The sequence below is a fragment of the Granulicella sp. 5B5 genome, from assembly GCF_014083945.1.
Lineage (GTDB): Bacteria > Acidobacteriota > Terriglobia > Terriglobales > Acidobacteriaceae > Granulicella.
This window is the reverse complement of record NZ_CP046444.1, coordinates 2,866,889-2,885,717: the sequence shown is the minus strand read 5'-3', so window position 1 is coordinate 2,885,717 and position 18,829 is coordinate 2,866,889. Positions and strand designations below refer to the sequence as shown.

At 62.5% G+C, this 18,829-nt stretch carries 18 protein-coding genes; 3 read left to right on the top strand and 15 right to left on the bottom strand.

What is annotated here, in order from left to right:
- Positions 1–6: 6 nt before the first annotated feature.
- From GOB94_RS17010 to GOB94_RS12225, 7 genes are all read right to left on the bottom strand, one after another.
- Positions 7–1,101 (bottom strand): TonB C-terminal domain-containing protein, encoded by a 1,095-nt coding sequence (locus GOB94_RS17010; RefSeq protein WP_182276184.1) that lies wholly within the window; start codon positions 1,099–1,101, stop codon positions 7–9.
- A gap of 198 nt (positions 1,102–1,299) precedes the next feature.
- A complete protein-coding gene (locus GOB94_RS12250) occupies positions 1,300–1,947 on the bottom strand; it encodes a VTT domain-containing protein (protein WP_182276183.1) in 648 nt (215 codons plus the stop codon).
- Positions 1,948–2,011: 64 nt separating this feature from the next.
- Positions 2,012–2,512 (bottom strand): MogA/MoaB family molybdenum cofactor biosynthesis protein, encoded by a 501-nt coding sequence (locus GOB94_RS12245; RefSeq protein ID WP_182276182.1) that lies wholly within the window; start codon positions 2,510–2,512, stop codon positions 2,012–2,014.
- Between the two features lie 86 nt (positions 2,513–2,598).
- On the bottom strand, positions 2,599–3,177 hold the full coding sequence (locus GOB94_RS12240; RefSeq protein ID WP_255483913.1) for a DUF6580 family putative transport protein: 579 nt from the start codon (positions 3,175–3,177) through the stop codon (positions 2,599–2,601).
- Between the two features lie 106 nt (positions 3,178–3,283).
- Positions 3,284–4,624 carry a metal-dependent hydrolase gene (locus GOB94_RS12235; protein WP_182276181.1) on the bottom strand — a complete coding sequence of 447 codons (1,341 nt, stop codon included), beginning with the start codon at positions 4,622–4,624 and terminating at the stop codon, positions 3,284–3,286.
- A 107-nt stretch (positions 4,625–4,731) separates the two neighbouring features.
- Entirely contained in the window at positions 4,732–5,610 is an 879-nt protein-coding gene (locus GOB94_RS12230; RefSeq protein WP_182276180.1) for a hypothetical protein, read from the bottom strand.
- A 185-nt stretch (positions 5,611–5,795) separates the two neighbouring features.
- Positions 5,796–5,972, bottom strand: coding sequence for a hypothetical protein (locus GOB94_RS12225; RefSeq protein WP_182276179.1), 177 nt, complete (start codon positions 5,970–5,972; stop codon positions 5,796–5,798).
- Between the two features lie 300 nt (positions 5,973–6,272).
- Between GOB94_RS12225 and GOB94_RS12220 the strand changes: the two genes are divergently transcribed.
- Entirely contained in the window at positions 6,273–9,128 is a 2,856-nt protein-coding gene (locus tag GOB94_RS12220) for an RNB domain-containing ribonuclease (RefSeq protein ID WP_182276178.1), read from the top strand.
- On the opposite strand, the gene GOB94_RS12215 is transcribed toward GOB94_RS12220, so the two are convergent.
- From GOB94_RS12215 to GOB94_RS12195, 5 genes are all read right to left on the bottom strand, one after another.
- A complete protein-coding gene (locus tag GOB94_RS12215; protein WP_182276177.1) occupies positions 9,125–9,670 on the bottom strand; it encodes a peroxidase-related enzyme in 546 nt (181 codons plus the stop codon). The genes GOB94_RS12220 and GOB94_RS12215 overlap by 4 nt on opposite strands.
- Before the next feature lie 2 nt (positions 9,671–9,672).
- Positions 9,673–10,251: a peroxidase-related enzyme gene (locus GOB94_RS12210; protein ID WP_182276176.1), complete on the bottom strand. Its 579-nt coding sequence runs from the start codon at positions 10,249–10,251 to the stop codon at positions 9,673–9,675.
- A gap of 10 nt (positions 10,252–10,261) precedes the next feature.
- Entirely contained in the window at positions 10,262–11,530 is a 1,269-nt protein-coding gene (locus GOB94_RS12205) for an MFS transporter (RefSeq protein ID WP_255483912.1), read from the bottom strand.
- A gap of 205 nt (positions 11,531–11,735) precedes the next feature.
- Entirely contained in the window at positions 11,736–13,073 is a 1,338-nt protein-coding gene (locus GOB94_RS12200; RefSeq protein WP_182276175.1) for a M56 family metallopeptidase, read from the bottom strand.
- On the bottom strand, positions 13,070–13,447 hold the full coding sequence (locus GOB94_RS12195; protein ID WP_182276174.1) for a BlaI/MecI/CopY family transcriptional regulator: 378 nt from the start codon (positions 13,445–13,447) through the stop codon (positions 13,070–13,072). The genes GOB94_RS12200 and GOB94_RS12195 overlap by 4 nt, the downstream gene beginning before the upstream one ends.
- A 28-nt stretch (positions 13,448–13,475) precedes the next feature.
- Between GOB94_RS12195 and GOB94_RS12190 the strand changes: the two genes are divergently transcribed.
- The gene (locus tag GOB94_RS12190; RefSeq protein ID WP_182276173.1) at positions 13,476–13,691 is read left to right on the top strand and encodes a hypothetical protein; all 216 of its coding nucleotides are present in this window, start codon (positions 13,476–13,478) and stop codon (positions 13,689–13,691) included.
- Positions 13,692–13,702: 11 nt separating this feature from the next.
- On the opposite strand, the gene GOB94_RS12185 is transcribed toward GOB94_RS12190, so the two are convergent.
- The 3 genes from GOB94_RS12185 to GOB94_RS12175 form a co-directional block, all read right to left on the bottom strand.
- Positions 13,703–15,067 carry a serine hydrolase domain-containing protein gene (locus GOB94_RS12185; protein ID WP_255483911.1) on the bottom strand — a complete coding sequence of 455 codons (1,365 nt, stop codon included), beginning with the start codon at positions 15,065–15,067 and terminating at the stop codon, positions 13,703–13,705.
- A gap of 127 nt (positions 15,068–15,194) precedes the next feature.
- Positions 15,195–15,488, bottom strand: coding sequence for a hypothetical protein (locus GOB94_RS12180; protein ID WP_182276171.1), 294 nt, complete (start codon positions 15,486–15,488; stop codon positions 15,195–15,197).
- Positions 15,489–15,494: 6 nt separating this feature from the next.
- Positions 15,495–15,701, bottom strand: a complete 207-nt coding sequence (locus GOB94_RS12175) for a hypothetical protein (protein ID WP_182276170.1) — start codon at positions 15,699–15,701, stop codon at positions 15,495–15,497.
- 115 nt (positions 15,702–15,816) lie between these two features.
- Between GOB94_RS12175 and GOB94_RS12170 the strand changes: the two genes are divergently transcribed.
- Positions 15,817–18,813: a TonB-dependent receptor gene (locus GOB94_RS12170; RefSeq protein ID WP_182276169.1), complete on the top strand. Its 2,997-nt coding sequence runs from the start codon at positions 15,817–15,819 to the stop codon at positions 18,811–18,813.
- The last annotated feature ends 16 nt before the right edge of the window (positions 18,814–18,829 follow it).

Sequence of the window (18,829 nt, the reverse complement as noted above, 5' to 3'; positions counted from 1 at the left end):
TTCGTCTTACTGCGGCAGGTTCTTGTTCACCATGTAGTGGAACCGCAGCTCCAGGTTCGGTCCATGGAACTGCTTCGGCAGCGGCGGAAACTGCCCCTCGCTGATGATCGAGCCCCACGCTGCCTTGTCGATCGCCACATCATGCGACGACCCTTCCAGCACCATGTTCCCGATCTTGCCATCCGGCAGGATCGTAAACCGGATGTATGTCTCGCCCTGCTTCATCAGCGGCGGTTCGGTCTCCTCCGGCAGCAGCGGAATCCAGTTCCGGTACACATCCATCTGCAACCGCCGCAGGTAGTCCGAGAAGTCCACGCCCTGCGTATCCGAGAGAACCGTCACGCCGCCTCCGGCAAACGCGCCCTTACCTGTCCGCACCATGTCGCGCGTCCCTGTCGAGCCGCCGCGCGAGCTGTGCAGCAGGTCCTTCATCGCGTCGCTCGTGCTTGGGGTCCCAAACGTCGGCCGGCTCGTCGTCGGCTGCGGCGCAGGAGCCTCCGCCAGTGCAGGCGCAGGCTTCGGGGCCGAGGGCAACGGTGCAGCAGGTGTCGCTGTCGGCGCAGGAGCAGGTGGTGTTGCTGCGGCAGGCTGCGGTGGTGTGGGCTCAGCAGGCCGGGGCGTCGGAGCCGGTGGCGTAGGCCGTTCCTCACGCAGGTGCTCCAGCGTCTTCGTGTCCATCTTCGGCGCAATATGCGGCGCCGGATGCGGCAGCACCGGCGCATTCAGCGCGATCATCTCACGGTTCTTCAGCACGTCTGCCGGGTTCACCAGCTGCGGCGCATGCCACAGATACCGTGGCCCATACAGCACTACCAACGCCATCGCCACGCAGATAAAGAACGAGATATACAGCGACTCACGAAACCGCCGCCGCGCCAGTTCGTCCTCGATCGAGTCGAGCATGCGCATCAGCTCATGCTCGTCCAGCTCGCCGCGCCTTGTCCGTATCCGCACCTGCCCTGCCGGTTGCGGCGAAGGTGGCACCACATGCAGCTGTTCATCCGTCGCGCTTGCGACAAACGGCGTCTCGACCGCCTGGATCGGCAGCTCGGTCTCAGTTTCGATACGTTCTGGATCTCGTTGTTGGGTGCTCGTTGGCATTCGGTTACTTAGGTCTCTGACGGTTTTCCCCCACAGAATGTTGCGCGTCCGAAGTAGGAAACCGGCACGCGCCGTGGGAAAACTTGTACATTCGGACCCTTCACAACGAATCCGGCTAAAACCGGAGTACACCGTCAGGGTGCGGCCACGCGGGCTCCCTCTATTCTCTCATCCCGGAGCCGTTTTGCCTCCCCGCGCCTACTCGCCCGGAAGCGTCTCGCCCTTGCGCCGGTCGAACACCTTCCGCACGATGTAGAACGCCAGCCACGCCACCGCCGCCACCGAAACGCCCAGCACCACACTGTGGTGGTCCCTCATCATCTCTCGTATCTGATGAATCAGTGTCGGCCCGAACCAGATCGTCAGCAGCGAGAACACCAGGTATTGCATCATCTTGCCCGTAAACGTCGCCAGCAGAAACGGCCCCGGCCGCATCTCGAACACCCCAGCCGCAAACTGGAACACCTTCAACGGCGTCGGCGGCGGCCCCAGCGACGGGATCAGGATCGCGAAGAACTCCTGCCTCTCGAACCGGTCGCGCATCCGTTCATAGCGCTCACGGTCTACGCGCTTCAGCAGAAACAGCTCTCCGCCCGCGCGCCCGACATAAAACGGCACCAGCGACCCCACCGTCGAAGCCCCCGCCGCCATCAGGCAGTACAGAAAAAACTTGTGCGGCTCTGCATGAACATAGCCCACAATCACGCTGTCCATCGAGCCCGGTATCGGGATCAGCGCCGAATCCAGCAGCGCCAGCCCGCCCACGCCCCAAAGCCCCAGCGGCTTCAGCACGGCAAAGATGACAGTCGAAAACTTGTGCAGTAGAGCGATCGGTCCGAGTTTCACGTGTCCCTTTATCTTACCGCGCAGCCGCCCGCACGAACGTTACACCCAGATGGACATACACCACTTAGCCCGTGTGCTCGGTCTTGCCCGCCAGCAGATCCAGCGCATGTCCCAGCAGCGGCAGCACCGCCAGCAACGAGCTCTTCGCACCCGCCGGGCTCCCCGGCACATTCACCACCAGCGCACCGGCACATACGCCGCAAACGCCCCGGCTCAACGCCGCAAACGGAGTGTACTTCATCCCATCCTGACGCATCACCTCAGCCAGCCCCGGCACCATCCGCTCACAAACCGCCAGCGTCGCCTCAGGAGTCACATCCCGCGCCGCAATTCCCGTTCCACCGGTTGTCACAATCAGTTCCGCCCACCCGGCCAGCGATCGCAGCAGAGCCTCGATCTCGGCCTGCTCATCCGGCACCACCAGCAGGTCCACCGCATCCGCGCCAGCATCCTGCAACACCGCCACCAGCGCCGGCCCGGAGAGGTCCACCTGCTCACCCCGAAAGCAGCGATCGCTCACCGTCACCACCACCGCATGTCTACCTGTCAGCGAACTCAAACTCATCGCTCCAGCATATCCGACCGCAAACAAATAGAGGCCGCCACCTGGCAGCCTCTATTTCCTACTTCCTATCTCCTACTTCCTGATCCCTACACTCTGCCCGCAACGCTCTGCTCTTCGCGCATCTTCACCGCCAGCGCGGGCAGCCCAAACAGCACCGCCGACACCATCGCAGTCGAGATCAGATCATTCACATAGAACGGCACTGCCGACGCATAGCAGCTCGCCAGTCCAGCCATGCTGTGCGGATACATCCCGCTGCCAGCCCACACCACAAAATTGCTCAACACAAAGAAGCTCGTTGCCGAAGCCAGCACACCGGCCACCACACGCAGCGCCGTTACCTTCCGCAGCAGCGCACTGCCCGTCAAACACACCGCCGCATACCAGACCCACGTCACCAGGTACGCCCGCACATGGAACGGATAGGAGTACACCTGCGTCGTCAGGTACACATCCATCAGCGCCATCACCGCGACCGCCACCACCGTCTGCCATCGTGGACGCCGCGACCCGAAGAACAGCAACCCCGCGCCTACCGCCGTGAAGTTGAACGCAACCGCGTGGTTCACGTGCGGGATCAGGCGGCTCAGGGCTGCGAGAAAGAGAACGAGGAAGGCTAGCATGATCGTTGGGCCTTTGCTGTACAGGAAAAATCGGCGCAACATAACGCCTGCCTAGATTGTAACGGAACACGCCACGGATACACTCCGGAAGAACCGTCAATCTGCGCGCTCATCTCATCCGCGGAAGCAGCCACTATCTAATGAAAGCTTACTTCCGGCTCAAGCCGAAGTCGCTCCAACGAAAGCGGCTCACATCCGGCATCAGGATTGGCCGCCGCGTCTCCACGCGACCGTCCATCGTCTCCTCCACCACGCGCCCCGCGGCATTCACCTTCACCTCAGCGGTCAACGGCGTCCTGCCAGACCGCTCCAGCCAGGACACGCTGCCCATAAACCGCGGATCGCGAAACGTCACCTTCCTGGTCGAAGACGCCGCACCACCCACCGTCGGCTCATCTTCGGTAATCACCGGCATCGCCGACCAGTCCAGATACGCGCGCCCCAACGCACTAGCCTCTGCCGCCCGAATCGCCGCATCGCTCGGTGGCTTCGGATACGTCACCTCGCTCATCAGCACGGTCCCGGACCGCGCCTCGATCGTCGCCAGCTGATACAGCGGCCCAAAGTCCATCACGACCGCCCAGTGAAACGGGTTCACCGGCTCCGGGCTCGCCTCAACCCGCTGCACCGTCAACAGCACCGGCGGCGGCTGCACCAATTCGCTCTGTTGCTGTGCCGGCGGCACGGACACCACAGCCGCCGTTCTTTCGCCCATAGCCCCATCCGCCGCCGTCTGCGTCCCCGCCTCTCTACCCGAAGCATCCGGCGAACTCTCTGGCGCAGGAGCGCTCGGACTCGGCACCGGCATAGCGACCGGCGCCTGTTGCTGCTCATAGCTCTGCAACATCGCGATCTCCACCGCCCGCTGCCGTTCCATATACCGCAGCGTCCACCATCCCAGCACGCACAGCAGCGCCGCGATCGCCCATCCGCGCCCGCGGAACACCGGGCGTTTCGCCCCGACCTCCGCGCTCACCAGCCCAAACAGCGACGGCACAGCCAGCGCCACCAGCAGCAGACCAAACATCACCGGATCGAAGATGAACACAATCGACGCCGCATACCAGTGCGTATTGAACGGATAAAACGGCCGCAGCCCATAGTTGTTCGTATAGTCCAGCAGCAGATGGCTCAACAGCGCCACCAGTGCGCACCCATACAACGCCCACCACCGCACCGGGGCCTTCGTCAGCGGCTTCGCCGAAAACTTCTGCCCGATCCGCACTCGTTTCGCCCGCGCCACGCGCCACCGATGCAGCAGGTACACCGCACCCACCAGCGCCGCCGCCTCAAACGGCAGCCCCACAAACGTATGCGTAATCCCCCGATGGTGCGCAAACCCTTCCACCGGCCCACGCAGGCTCCACAGCGTATCGATGTCCGGCATCTCCGCCGCAATCGCCATCGTCAGCGTCGCATACGCCGCCCGCCGATTGAAACCGGCCCGCGCAAGACAGGCTCCTGTCAGCACATGCGTTACCGGCTCCATCGCAGCATCCTGTTCCTCACCCTCTCGAACACAACCCACCTCAAACTACAACGAGCAGGGCGATCATTCGCCCTGCTCGCTCTGAAGTACTAACTTAGTGTTTGACCTTACGAAACTGCGATCGAATCCATCTCAGCCTGTGCCTTGGACTCCGCTGCTACCGAAGCAGCCTCGCGCTCCCGCGCAGCTCTGCTCATGGCCGTCATCACCTTCACCTCAGTCGGCGAGATCATGCTCGGCTTGAAACCGATCGCCACATGGCCGGGAGCATCACCCAGCGCCTCCGAGATGCGGTTCCAGTGAAAGAACGGCGACGTCGTCGGCAGCAGAATCATCCTCCGCTCCGGCTCTGGAATCACCAGGTACACACCCCACGTACCCATCGCCACAATGTAGCCGATCGTGCCAAACAGGTAGATCGGCGAGTAGACCGAATGGGCTCCACTCGTCCAGAACCACGCCGCCTGCACCAGTTCTGTCGTCGAGATAATCCCCAGTCCGAGCGCAACACCGAACACATGGCTACGGAACGTCAATCCCAGCGGCTTGATCGCGAGACACACAAACAGCAGCAGGCAGAGGGTCAGCACATTGATCCCTTCCTGCGCACGTTCAATCACGGTGGTGACGGCAATCGTCAAAGCAAAGCCCGTCGAGAACACATGCGGCCCCAGGGCCAGCACACCTGCAAGAAGAGCCGATACCGCCGCAACCCACTTGAACACCAGGGTTCCCATGCGCTGCAAGCCCTTCAACGGCCTCATGGCATTCTGAAAGATGCTGTAGATGATCGCAACCATCAACACAGCCTGGATCACAGCAAGAACTTCGTTGCTATAGAAAAACACCTTGTACGCAACGTGCAGGTCAATTCCCATTGATCTGCGAAAGAAGAGGAGAGGAATCTGAATCGATTCGATGACGACGATGGAAACTAAGTAGAGTGCCAGCGCCTTGAACCTGGTGACCAGCGATTTACGCCACATCACGACCAAAGCGCAAACGGTCACGATTATCACGACAAAGTCTGCGTATTTCAGAAGCGCTATCGTGCTCATCACGAATCCCCCCAGGGAAGGTTCAGCCTCGATCATAAGAGGCTGAACCCGGAGAATCAACAGAGCACAAAGATATTTTTATGGTTCGGTCTCACCCCAGACCGCCATTTTTCTTACTGCATGCCGCAGGCTGAGGGATCGCTGGGGGCGCAGAGCGACTGCGAACCTACGATGCCCATCGGGGCAACCGAAGCCTTGTTCGTCGTGCGGGCATGGGCGGCAACCGAAGCGGCACCGAAGCCGGCAACAGTAAGGGACAGGACGAAAAGGCGGACGATATTGTTCTTCATGATGATTTCTCCTTGTCAGGTAACTTCAATTTGGGTAGTTCAGAATCTTTCGCCGTGTTGTTTAGCTGTCATCAAGCTATCGGCAGCACCGCGCTAAGTCCATATGCCAGAAGAGGATACGGATCGTCTATTCCGTAACCATTACCTATGTCATGACGGTAACTTTCCGCTTAGAACCACCACTAGAGCTTTTGGTAACTTCGTTTCAGGCGTACTTATTGATCGGTAAGCCATCCTTCCCGCACCTCCTGCACGCTTCGTCTCAGCTCCGCGTATCCTCAAGCAAAGGCGAATACATAGATGGCTCACACCCCCTATCCACGCTCCGACCGCGATTTACTCAGTAGAATCAGCCGTTCTGCCGGTCATCGCGCCGGCTATAAGCAGCTCATCCGCGAGCTTGGCCTGGGTGGCGGGCGCGAGCGGCGCTTACTCCTCGAGCAGCTCACACGCATGGTTGCCCGTGGTGAACTCGTCCGCGCAGGCGACGACGCCTGGTCCATTCCCGGGTCAGACCCCAAACCCAGGGATGTATCCCCTAGCGACCAACGTACCCCCCGTTTTCAACCCTTTAAGGGCATGGAGGCCTCTTTAAAGTCGTCTCGCGACCGTCTCATCAGTGGCAGGCTCGATCTTCATCGCGACGGATTCGGCTTTGTCCGTCCCGATTCCCCCTCCGCAGGCCGCGATGGCGATATCTTTATCCCTCCAAACGAGATCAACGGCGCCATGCAGGGCGACCTCGTCCTCGTCGACGAAGCGCCCCCCGCCCGAGATGGCCGCCGCAGTGGTCGCATCGCCCGCATTCTTACCCGTCGCAATCCCACCGTCGTCGGCATCTTCCACTACGCCCGCCCCCACGGTCGCCGCACTTCGGATCAGGCACCCACAGCCCCCACCGGCAACTACGTCACTCCGCTCGACGAGCGCATCTCCGGCGCCATCAGCATCCCACCCGGCGACGAGGCCGTCCCTCTCGCCGCCGACACCCCCCACCGCATGCTCGGCGACGAAGCCCGCCACACCCAGCGTGACTGGCAGCCCGCCAATCCCGACTTCCCCCTCGAAGGCCTCGCCGTCGACGTCGAGATCACCGCCTTCCCTACGCCCGGTCGCCCCGCCCGCGGCCGCATCCTCGAAGTCCTCGGCCCGCCCGACGCCTTCGGTGTCGACGTCGAGATCATCATCCGCAAGCACCACATCCCTCACACCTTCCCCGCGCCCGTCCTCGCCGAAGCCAGCGACCGCTCTCAGGAAACCGTAGCGACTCTATCTATAGAAGATCTCGCTGCACGCGAAGACTTCCGCGGTCTCCCCATCGTCACCATCGACGGCGAAACCGCCCGCGACTTCGACGACGCCGTCCTCGTCCGCCCGCTCCCCAACGGCAACACCGAGCTCCAGGTCCACATCGCCGACGTTAGCTGGTACGTCCGCCCCGGCTCCGCGCTAGACACCGAAGCCCGCGTCCGCGGTAACAGCGTCTACTTCCCCGACCGCGCCGTCCCCATGCTCCCGCACGCGCTCTCCAGCGGCATGTGCAGCCTCCTCCCCAAGGAAGACCGCCTCGTCCTCAGCTGCATCATGGAGGTCGACCCACGCGGCGAAATCATCACCTACCGAGTCACCGAAGGCATCATCCGCAGCGCCCGCCGCATGACCTACACCAGCGTCCAGCACTGCATCAACGCCAGCCCCAACGCGTCTCACTGGAACCAGCACACCAAAATCACCTCCGAACCCACCGCCGAAGACCTCGCCGAGCGCGAACGCATCGCCCTCGAACAACCCGAGCTGATCGGCGCCTTCGATGCCATGCTCGAGCTCGCGCTCCGCCTCAACGCCAAGCGCGTTCGTCGCGGCTCCATCGACTTCGACCTGCCCGAGCCCATCGTCCAATTCGATCCCGACGGCAACATGCAGGCCATCATCCGCTCTGAGCGAGGCTGGTCTCATCGCCTCATTGAAGAGTTCATGCTCTCCGCCAACGAGTGCGTCGCCCACTGGCTCGAAGCCCTCGCCATCCCCTCCCTCTACCGCATCCACGAGATGCCCGACCCCAAACGCATCGTCGACTTCGAAGAGACCGCCGCCACCTTCGGCCACTCCCTCGGCCTCGGCAACCTGCCCGTCCGCAAGCTCACCATGAAGTCCGACCGCCGCGACAGCCGTCAGCGCAGCACGCGCGGTCGCGACTCCCGCGCCCCTCAACAACACGAGATCCCCGAATCCATCCCCGTCACCCCGCAGCTCTATCAAAAGCTCGTCCGCCGCATCAGCGGCACAGCGGAAGAGCGCATCCTCGCCTACTTAATGTTGCGCTCCTTAAAGCAGGCCCGCTACGCCGAACAGAACGAAGGCCACTTCGCCCTCGCCAGCCCCAGCTACACGCACTTCACCTCACCCATCCGCCGCTACCCCGACCTCATCGTCCACCGCCTCACCCGCGAGATGCTCCGCCGCGGCGCAAACCCCCACGGCGTCCCCATCCTCTCCACCGACCCCCAGCCCTGGCAGACCGAGTTCGACCGCAAACGCGGCAAGCACGCCGCAAGCGGCAACAGCAGTACCACCCATGATGTGTTATCTCGACCGAAGCGCAGCGCCGTGGAGAGACCTGCTTCATCGAGCCAGGCAACGCTGCCCGAACCCATCTCCGCCGAAGAGCTCAACGACATCGCCGCCGAGACCTCCCAGACCGAGCGCCGCGCCGCCGACGCCGAGCGCGAGCTCATCGAGTGGAAGAAGATCAAGTTCATGCAGGACAAGGTCGGCGAAGACTTCCCCGCCGTCATCCTCTCCTGCACCAAGTACGGCTTCTTCGTCGAGCTGAACGAGCTCTTCATCGAAGGCCTCGTCCCGCTCACCTCGCTCACCGGCGACCACTACACCTTCCGCGACACCGACCGCACCATCGTCGGTTCCCGCACCGGCCATGTCTTCTCACTGGGCCAGCGCGTCGAAGTCATCCTCGACCGCATCGACCGCCAGCAGCGCCGCCTCCAGTTCGCCCTGCTCCCCGGCACCGAACCCGTCGCCAACACCGGCGCCCCCGGCAAGCCAAAGACCGCCTCAAAGAAGGACCGCGCCAAAGCGAAGGTCAAAGAAAAGAAGCTCACCGGCAAAGCCAAGACCCGCCAGCGCAAAAATCGCTAACGTCGCGCGTACCCCTGCTCGGCAAGCTGCTTGCCCATCGCCCGATACATGTCCTCGTCGCGCGGCTGCCATGTGCCCAGGCCATCCACATAGCGGTTGTACATACAGAAGGCGGCCGCGATCAGAACGGTATCGTGGATCTCGAGGTCCGTCGCGCCTTGCAGCCGCGCAGCCTCTATATGCGCTTCACTCACGCCCTTCGCATCGCCCTGCACCTGCCCCGCGATCGCTAACAGTGCCTTCAACTTCGGCGAAATCTCCGCGGTCTCTGGGTCTTGCCACACAGCGGCGACCAGCTCTGCGCTGCCTCCCGCATGGCTGGCGGCAGCCGCACCATGGCTGGTCTGACAGAAGTAGCAGTTGTTGCGCGACGACACATAACTCGCGATCAGTTCGCGGTCGCGCGAGCTCAGGCTCGCCTCGCCGCCAGGCTCAAACAGCAGGACATGCGCCAGCTCACGCATCGGCCTGGCCGTCTCCGGGCGAAACGCGAACGCTCCGCCAATTCCAGGAACATTGGGTGGAAGTGCAATATGCGGCATAGTTACCTCGTGACCAGCTCTGTGGTCGATGGCGCAACGTTGGTCAGGTTCGCCGCGACATACCCCTCACGCGCGACCATCTTCCCCCGTGAACGGTAGAGCTCCGGGTCCTGCGGCTGCACCGTCGCCAGTCCATCCACATAGCGGTTATACATGCAGAAGGCGGCCGCGATCAGAACGGTATCGTGGATCTCCATATCGGTCGCGCCCTGCAATCGCGCGCGCTCCACATCCTCCACTGTCACCTTCTTGCCGTCTTGCTGCACCTTCCCCGCGATCACCAACAGGGCTTTCAACTTCGGCGTGATCTCCGCCGATTCAAAGTCGTTCTTGACGCACTGCACCAGTTCTTCATTCCCGTTCAGGTGGGCCGCCGCAATCGCTCCATGGATCGACTGGCAGTAGTGGCAGTTGTTTTGCGTCGAAACATACGTCGCAATCAACTCACGCTCGCCCTGCGTCAGCGAGTTCGGATGGCGCAGCAGCACCTCCACCAGTTCATTCAGCGGCTTCGACGTCTCGGGCCGGAACGCCATCGGGCCGCGGATTCCAGGAAGGTTCGGAAGTTCAATGTGGGGCATGTTCTCTCCTCTAAATTTGAATCGTTTGCAACTCATCTTCGAGCGCAAGGTTGGTGTCGCGGCCTGCCACCGCCACCGGATACGACGGCAACAGCAGTTGCAGCGCCGCTGCCGCAAACAGAGGCACTGCAAGCAGCAGCACACTCGACGTCAGATACGTCCCGGCCTTGTCAAAGGCGTGTCCCATCAGCACAGGTCCAGTCGCGCCGCCCACGGCATAGGCCGTCCAGCTTAGCCCATACAGCGTCGAAAACCGAGCACGTCCAAAGTACTTTGCGATCAGGTAGGGAACCACGTCCGCCTCGCTCCCCGAACCGAACCCCATCATGAACGCACCAAAGATTCCCGCAGCGGCGGTCGTCGCATACGCCAGCGTCACAATGCCCATGGCCGCAATCAACAAAACACCCAGCGACACCAGCGGCGCAAACATGCGGTCCAGCAGGTGCCCCGTCATCAGCCGCCCCACAATCCCCGATACTCCGAGCATCGACAGCGCCAGCGCAGCGCTCGCAGGTGTCACCGAGCGCCCTATCAGCAGGGCCGCAAGGTGAGCAATCGCCCCATTCAAACTGAGCGCCGACAGCATCACCGGAATCGCAATCAGCCAGAAGACACGTGTTCTCAGCACCTCGCCAATCTTCACCGCGACAGTCGCGGTTGAAACCTCTTTCGGCGCGTCGGGCCGGTTGCGTACCAACAGCGCCGTCAGCGGAAGCCCCAGCAGCGCCACCGCTCCCAGCGCAACATACGCAGCACGCCATCCATGCTGAGAGATCATGTGTTGCGCCAGCATCGGCAGCACGATCGAGCCCGTCCCGCTGCCCGTCAGCACAATCGCAAGCGCCAATCCACGCCGCCGCTCGAACCAGGTCAGCACCGCCCGCGAGTAAGCCAACTGCGCTGTCCCATTGCCCACGATGCCGAGCACCATATAGGTCCCATAGAACTGCGCAATGTGCCCGCCCAGCAGCGAAAGCGAAGCCATCGCACAGGCAAACACTACGATACTCGGCAGAAGGATACGGCGCGGTGGCAAACGGTCCAGCAACGTGCCGATCATTGGCGAGCACGCTGCAACCGTCAACGCTGCAATCGCAAACGCCTGCGAGATCGCCTCCCGCTTCCAGCCGAACGCCCCCTGCAGAGGCACAAGAAACAGACTGAAGGTGAACGGCACCATGGCCGCAAAGCTCACCATCACACCCACGAACGCAGCAGCCACCATACGCCACCCCGCATAGGATGGCCGGTCTTCTGCAAGCGGCAGCTCAGGCAACTCGCACCCTCGCTCCACTTACCTCAACGCGCCACGCACCATGGACACGTCCACCAAATGTTGTCGACCGCAAAATCGCTTTTCTCATCGCATGCGGATAATACCCATCTCACCTGCACACGTCCTGCCTCTCGCGGTTGATCTATAACTCATCCCTTCGATGGAGGCGGCAGATGAGGCCCACTCCTCATCCGCCGCCATCGGGCTACTTCGCAAGCGAATAGTTCACCTCAATCTTTGTCTCCACTTCTACGGGGTTGCCGTTCAGCAGATATGGCTTGAACACCCACTGCTTCACCGCATCCAGCGCCGATGCCCGCAGCTCATCCGGCCCGGACACCGCCTCCAGATTCTGGACATGCCCATCCTTGCCAATCACCGCCTTCAGCACCACCGCACCCTGTATCTTCTGTGCCCTCGCCTCCTTCGGATACACCGGGTTCACATTACTCACAATCTGCCCCGCCATCACACCCGCTTTTACAGGCAACGTCTTCCCTTGGCCCTCATCCTGCGTCGCTGTCGGCGTAGCCACGCGCATATGCAGCATCATCGCCGAAGCGCCCGTCCCCATTCCCAACGCCAAGCACGACGCAGCAATCACCACACGACGCACCCTACCAACCTCCATCCGTTTCATCGTCAGCTTCATAACTCTCCTCTCAAAATCGTTGGCATCGAAGATTCCGATGGCGTGAATGTTCTGCCCGCGCCTGCCCTCCAGCAGGTTCTCCGCGAGCCGCAGCAGCGATCGTGCATACCTCTCCCGCCCTGCGACGGCATCCGACGCCATCGCATCGCAGGTCATCTCCCGCGTCTCCACCACCCGCGCCTGCAGCATCCACGTCGCCGGATGATACGCAATCGGCAGCGTCAGCACGCGATACAGCAGGTTCTTCGCAAAGTCCCGCCGCTGCATATGCGCGCACTCATGCGCAATCGCCGCCTCCATGTCCTCTTCAGCGACTGCACCCAGCCACGTCATCGGCAGCAGCAGCACCCGCCGAAACACCCCAACCGTCATCGGCCCCTCTGCATCCGGCACCGCAGCGATTACAGCGTCCTCCACGCCAAAGCTCCTGCGATGCCGCACCCACGCAGCCCGCACCACCGCTTCCTCCGGCACCGCAACTGCACTACGCCGCAGCAGCCGAGCCCTCCACATCCCCCACACCAGCCGCGCCACAAAGTAAGCCGTTACCGCCGCATAAACCATCACAACCGCGCTAACCCACACGGACGAGACCCTCAATGCGCCACCTGCATGACCGCTTCCAACCACCGCATTCACCCGGCCCGTCGCTCCATCGCCACGCGTAAACCACGACACCGCCTCGGCCCACAACGCAGCCGCATGCACATCCGTCACGATTGCAGGCAGCCCCACAGCCACCAGCAGTCCACCGCACCAGGCGCGATGCTCCTCTATCGGCCCCAGCCGCCGCACCAGCCGCGCCGCCACCCACGCCGTGGCAAACACCATCGGAACCTGCCACAACGAATTCACCAGGTACGTCAGCACAAACGCCTCAAACTCCCTCATGCTTCCTCCTCATCCGCCACCCGCTTCGTCAGCTCTGCCACTGTCTTCGCATCAATCTGTTTACTCTTGATCAGGCTCATCACGAGCTCCTCACTGGACCCCCCAAACATCCGGTCAATCAGGTCCCGCACCGCATGGCTCGACGCCTTCTCCTCGCTCACCGCCGCGCTGTACACATACGCCCGCCCCTCCAGCTGCCGCCTCAGCTTCCCTTTCCGCTCCAGGATGTTCAGCATCGTCTGTACGGTCGTATACGCCAGTTCCTGCTTCAGCCCCTCCTGCACCTCGCTCACCGTGCTCGCCCCACGCCGCCAGATCACCTGCATCAACTGCAGCTCCAGCTTCGTCAACCCGCTCTTCTCACGTTTTGCCATTGCCAGTCTCCTAATAAATTAGGACATTATGCCCACACCCGCCTCGCTGTCAACTAAAAACTTAGGAGAAAGAAGATGGCAACCTCCCTACGCCTCAAAAATGGCGTCCCGGAATCAGGCTGAAATTCGCATTTCTTTTAAACGGCAACTGGCGCTTGACCTTTCGCTTCACAACTACGACCTCGCTCAGGCCCGACGCAAGAAGCTCACGACCATCAAGCCGCTCTTCAGCAAAGCGGCCTGACACCTGGCCCCTTACGCCTTCCCTACCACCAGCAGTTGTTCGATCTTCCCATCCGGCTCCAGGTACACCGTCACCAGCACGCTCTCACCGCCGGAGAACGTCACCTTGTACAGCCCGAACGTCATCCCGCCGCGCAGCGCATTCCGCATCGGAGCCACCGTCGTCACGGTCCCCAGCGGCCCCAGCGTCGACGCGAAATCCGCCAGCGCATCCTTCCCGAAGTAGTCATTGCAGTCCGATGTAAACAGCCCGCGGTCGATCTGCTGCGTCTGCAGCCCGGTCATAATCCCCTTCAGCTTCGGCGCGAACGCCGCAACCACCTCTGTCGGCCCGCTCACCTCCGGGGCCTTCGCCGGCGGCAGAATCAGCGGAGCAATCGCGGCAGCAATCTCGCTCGCCGCGCCACTCGCAACCTCGTTCGTCAGCACCACCACCGCTGCCTTGTCGTCCGGGTAAACGACATTCTCGCTCACATACCCACCCACCTCGCCCGAGTGCTCAAACTCCAGCCGCCCATCCACCCGCCGGATAAAGATCCCCAGCCCATAGTGCGAGTCACGCCCACTCTTCAGCACATACGGCGTCTCAAACTCCTTATAGCTCTCGGCACTCAATAAGGAGTGATTGATGATCCCCAGGTCCCACTTCACCAGCGTAGCCGCCGGCATCGCCAAATCCCCATCGCCGAAGTACCATCCCGTGCCCTCCAGCGGCTGCAAGCGCACCGGCGCCATCGCATACGACACGTAGCCATCCACCTGCAGCCTCTGCCGCTCGGTATACGTGTTGAACACGCCCTCCAGCCCCAGCGGCGTCAGCACATGCTCGCGGATAAACTGGTACAGCGGCTCCCCACTCACCTTCTCCACAATCAGCCCCAGCAGCACATAGTTCGTATTCGAGTACTGCCAGTCCGTCCCCGGCTCAAAGTCCAGCGGCTTCTCCGCCCACTCATGAATATTGTCGATCGGCTTCACCGGCTTCCGCCACGCTGGGATGATGTAATCCTGCGGCGCAAAGTCCTCGTAGCCGCTGGTCATCGTCATCAGGTTCCGCAGCGTCACCTCATTCGACCGCGTCAGCTCCGGAAAATACTTCCCCACCTTGTCATCCAGCGACAGCTTCCCCTCCTGCTGCAACAGCAGCGCCGCCTGCGCCGTAAACTGCTTCGAGATCGACCCGATTGGATACGCCATCGAAGCCTCCGCCTTCACCGCCTCTCCGGAACCAGCAGGTGCAATCTTCGCCATCCCAAACGCCTTCGCGTAGACCACCCTCCCATCCACCGCAATCACCACCGAAGCCGAAGGCACGCCCGTCTCCTTCAGCACCTTCTCCGCCGCCGCGGCCACCTTCGCCTCCGTATCGGCAGGCAATTGAGCAACAACAAGTTGAGCAGACGCGAAAACACAAACACCCATCAGGGCAACAGCCATCAAAGAACGCATAGTGCAGGCAGAATAGCACTCCCGCCCCACACCTTTCAGCACCCGCAATCCCCCATCATCCACGCACACGCTGATAAACGATCACCGACTCTCCCTCGGCCTTCGAGCTCCGCCGGTCGCGCTTGAGCGTCTGCCCATCCTCGCTGACAGACCACCTTTCCGCAGAGTGGATCGTCCGGCCGTCTTCCTGCTCAACGAGCGTAAACACCAGCACCGGCCCGTCCCACACAATCCGGGTCTCAAAGCTATCGCCGTCCGCTCCTGTGCTGGTCGAAGGCTGTCCATCCGTCGTATACCTCTGCAGCGCATGCCGGTCAGCATATCCCGCGCGAACGATCGTCGTCTCCACGCTGAACTACGGATCATGCTGAACGATCTTCAACGTCGTATCGCCTGTCCGCGCAGGCACACTGTGCGCGTTGTCCTGCTGCCAGGTCCCCGAAAACTCCGGCCGCGTCTGCGCATTGGCAGCCACAGCACCGGCAAGCACAAACAGCACCATCACAATTCGTTTCCACTCGGTTCGCCAGCACATCATGGCGTCACCATACCTGATCGACATCTCTCTCCCGTTGCGACGGCCCCGGCCAGCGTCAATTAATCCGCCGCTAACGTGCATCCTCCCGCTTCCAGATACCCTCATTCACACCATGCGTCTTTATGAACTCCTTGTCATCTTGCCACTCGCTGCTCTCTTCACCGGCACCGCTCACGCGCAAGTCGACCTCGCCGGCCTCAACGGCACCGTCAGCGACCCCTCCGGCAGCCGCGTCCTAGCAGCCCACATCACGGCCACGCAAACCGCCACCGGCCTGCATCGCGACACAGTCAGTTCCGCCACCGGCACCTACGACATCCCCAATCTCCCCATCGGCTCCTACCGCCTCACCATCTCCGCCCCTGGGTTTCAAGACCACATCTACGACAATCTGCAACTGACCGTCGGCCACACCAGCACCATCGACGTCCGTCTCGGCATCGCAAGCGCCCCGCAGGTCGTCACCGTCGAAGACACCCAGGCCGACTTCGACAAAAGCTCCGACGCCCTCGACGCCCGCACCGAACCCGCGCAACTCAAGCAGCTTCCGCTCAACGGCCGCAACTGGTCCACCCTCACCGCTCTCGTCCCCGGCGCGGTCGACACCGGCGGCAGCAATCAGCGCACCATCCGCTTCGCCGGCAAAGGCCTCGACGACAACGCCGTCACCCTCGACGGCATCGACGCCACCAACGTCGTCAACCAGGCGCAGCAACCCTTCGTCCGCGTCGCCATCCCCATCGACTCCATCGCCGAATTCCAGATCGACACCATGCTCTTCACCGCCGAAAAGGGCGTCTCACCCGGCGGCCAGATCGCCGTCGTCACTAAGACCGGCTCCAACCAGCTCCACGGCAGCCTCTTCGAGTACCTCCGCAACGACATCTTCGACGCCCGCCAGCCCGACGACACATTCGACGCCAGCAAACCGCCCTTCCGCCTCAACCAATTCGGCGGCTCTCTCGGCGGACCCATCGTGCACGACCGCAGCTTCTACTTCTTCGCCTACGAAGGCCTCCGCCAGACACTCGGCCAAACGCTCCCCGGCTTCGTCCCCACCGACACCTTCAAGGCGCAGGTCGCCGCCGCCAGCCCCGCCCTCGTACCTGTCCTCAACGCCTACCCAAAGGGCACCCTGCCTGTCACAGGCAGCACCCAGATCGCCGAGTTCGTCGGCTCCGGCCGTCAGCTCGATCACGAAGACTCCGCCATCCTGCGCCTCGATCAGCACTTTTCCCAGCGCAACTCGGCCTTCCTCCGCTTCAGCTTCGACGCCGCCGTCAGCGACGCCCCGCTCTCTGAAGGCGGCAGCTACCTCAACGACCGCCAGCAGATCTCCTCGCGTCCCGTCAACGGCGAGCTCGAGTTCCTGCACATCTTCTCTCCTACTCTCATCAACGAAACCCGCTTCGGATTCAACCGCGGCAACGTCTACACCACCAATCAGAGTGCTCTCAACCTCGCCACCGCAGTCGCCGTCTCCGGCTTCACCACCCTCGCCAACAACGAGTACAAGGTTGGCGTCGGCAACACCTTCTCCTACATCGACAACCTCACCCTCGTCCACAACACCCAGACTTTCAAGGTCGGCGTCGAGGTCCGCCGCATTCAACTCAACCAGGGCAACACCGCCAACGGCACGGCCACCTTCTCCTCCACCGCCAGCTTCCTCGCCAACTCCGTCAGCAGCGCGTCCTACGCCAACGCGCTCCCCACCAACGGTCTCCGCAAAACCGAGGTCTACAGCTACGCACAGGACGAGTGGAAGCTCCGCCCCAACCTCACCTTCAACCTTGGCGTCCGCTACACCTTCTTCAACCTCTTCCACGAGGTCTTCGGCAAAGCCGTTCCCTTTGACTTCGCCACCTGCGGCCCGCAGGGCTTCTGCGGCGCTGGCGCCAGCTTCGGCAACCCCAACACGCTCGACATCGATCCCCGCGTCTCCTTCACCTGGTCCCCCTTGGCTCTGCGCAACAACACCGTCCTGCGCGGCGGCTTCGGCCTCTACCACGGCGACGGCCAGCTCGACGACCAGAACCTCCCCACCAACAACGAGGTCGGCCAGTACTCCCTCAGCCTCAAATCGACACCCGCACTCGCCTTCCCCATCACTCCGTTCCTCAACGGCCCCGGCACCGTCAGCGCGCGCGACGACGACCGCACCCGCAAGGACTCCTACTTCACCGAGTGGGGGCTCTCCGTGCAACAGGCCCTGCCCAGCCACTTCGTCAACACGCTCTCCTACGTCGGCAGCAAGGGCACGTATCTCCTCACCACCTCCTACGTCAATCTCATCGACCCCGCCACCGGCCTCCGCCCCTACCCCGCCTTCGGACAGATCCAATGGCGCGGCAACATTAACAACAGCTCCTACCAGGCGCTCGTCGACGGCCTGCAACGTAACTTCACCCACGGCCTCCTCGTCCGCGCCAACTACACTTGGTCGCACGAGATCGACCAGGACGCAGCCGGCGGCGGCGACTCCGACTATCCGCAAAACCCCGCCTGCCTGCCCTGCGAGCGCGCCTCCGGAGACTTCGACGTCCGCCAGGTCTTCTCCGCCAACGTCGTCTACGATCTCCCCTTCGGCCCCGGACGCACCTACCTCAGCCCCAGCGCCTCCGCACCCTTCGGCCAGCGCGCTGCGGCCGCGGTCCTCGGCAACTGGACAATCTCCCCCATCGTCACCGACCGCACCGGCCTCCCCGTCAACGTCACCGAAGACCGCTCCAGCTCCTCCGTCGCCACCGGCTACACCACCAGCCAGCGCCCCAACATCGTCCCCGGCGTCTCGCTAACGCCTCCGGGCGGTCATCGCATCTCCGGCTGGATCAACCCTGCCGCCTTCACCCTCGTCACAGGATCGGGCTACGGCGACGCCCCTCGCAACATCGCGCGCGGCCCGTCTCTCTGGCAGGCCGACCTCGCTCTCAGCAAGATCATCCCCCTCAAAGAGCTCGCGCAACTAGAGTTCCGCGGCGAATTCTTCAACCTCTTCAACCGCGCCCAGTACGGCCTGCCGCTCGCCGACGTCTCCACCAGCACCTTCGGCCAGATCATCGCCACCGTCAACACCGGCCCCGTCGGCACAGGCACCCCACGACAGGTCCAATTCGCCCTGCGCCTCCGCTTCTAACCTCGCGCCCAGCAAA

Bases quoted from the DNA above. Each gene is read 5' to 3' on its own strand.
- GOB94_RS17010 (WP_182276184.1), bottom strand. From the start codon at position 1,101: ATGCCAACGAGCACCCAACAACGAGATCCAGAACGTATCGAAACTGAG.
- GOB94_RS12245 (WP_182276182.1), bottom strand. From the start codon at position 2,512: ATGAGTTTGAGTTCGCTGACAGGTAGACATGCGGTGGTGGTGACGGTG.
- GOB94_RS12240 (WP_255483913.1), bottom strand. From the start codon at position 3,177: ATGTTGCGCCGATTTTTCCTGTACAGCAAAGGCCCAACGATCATGCTA.
- GOB94_RS12235 (WP_182276181.1), bottom strand. From the start codon at position 4,624: ATGGAGCCGGTAACGCATGTGCTGACAGGAGCCTGTCTTGCGCGGGCC.
- GOB94_RS12230 (WP_182276180.1), bottom strand. From the start codon at position 5,610: ATGTGGCGTAAATCGCTGGTCACCAGGTTCAAGGCGCTGGCACTCTAC.
- GOB94_RS12225 (WP_182276179.1), bottom strand. From the start codon at position 5,972: ATGAAGAACAATATCGTCCGCCTTTTCGTCCTGTCCCTTACTGTTGCC.
- GOB94_RS12220 (WP_182276178.1), top strand. From the start codon at position 6,273: ATGGCTCACACCCCCTATCCACGCTCCGACCGCGATTTACTCAGTAGA.
- GOB94_RS12215 (WP_182276177.1), bottom strand. From the start codon at position 9,670: ATGCCGCATATTGCACTTCCACCCAATGTTCCTGGAATTGGCGGAGCG.
- GOB94_RS12210 (WP_182276176.1), bottom strand. From the start codon at position 10,251: ATGCCCCACATTGAACTTCCGAACCTTCCTGGAATCCGCGGCCCGATG.
- GOB94_RS12200 (WP_182276175.1), bottom strand. From the start codon at position 13,073: ATGAGGGAGTTTGAGGCGTTTGTGCTGACGTACCTGGTGAATTCGTTG.
- GOB94_RS12195 (WP_182276174.1), bottom strand. From the start codon at position 13,447: ATGGCAAAACGTGAGAAGAGCGGGTTGACGAAGCTGGAGCTGCAGTTG.
- GOB94_RS12190 (WP_182276173.1), top strand. From the start codon at position 13,476: ATGCCCACACCCGCCTCGCTGTCAACTAAAAACTTAGGAGAAAGAAGA.
- GOB94_RS12175 (WP_182276170.1), bottom strand. From the start codon at position 15,701: ATGTCGATCAGGTATGGTGACGCCATGATGTGCTGGCGAACCGAGTGG.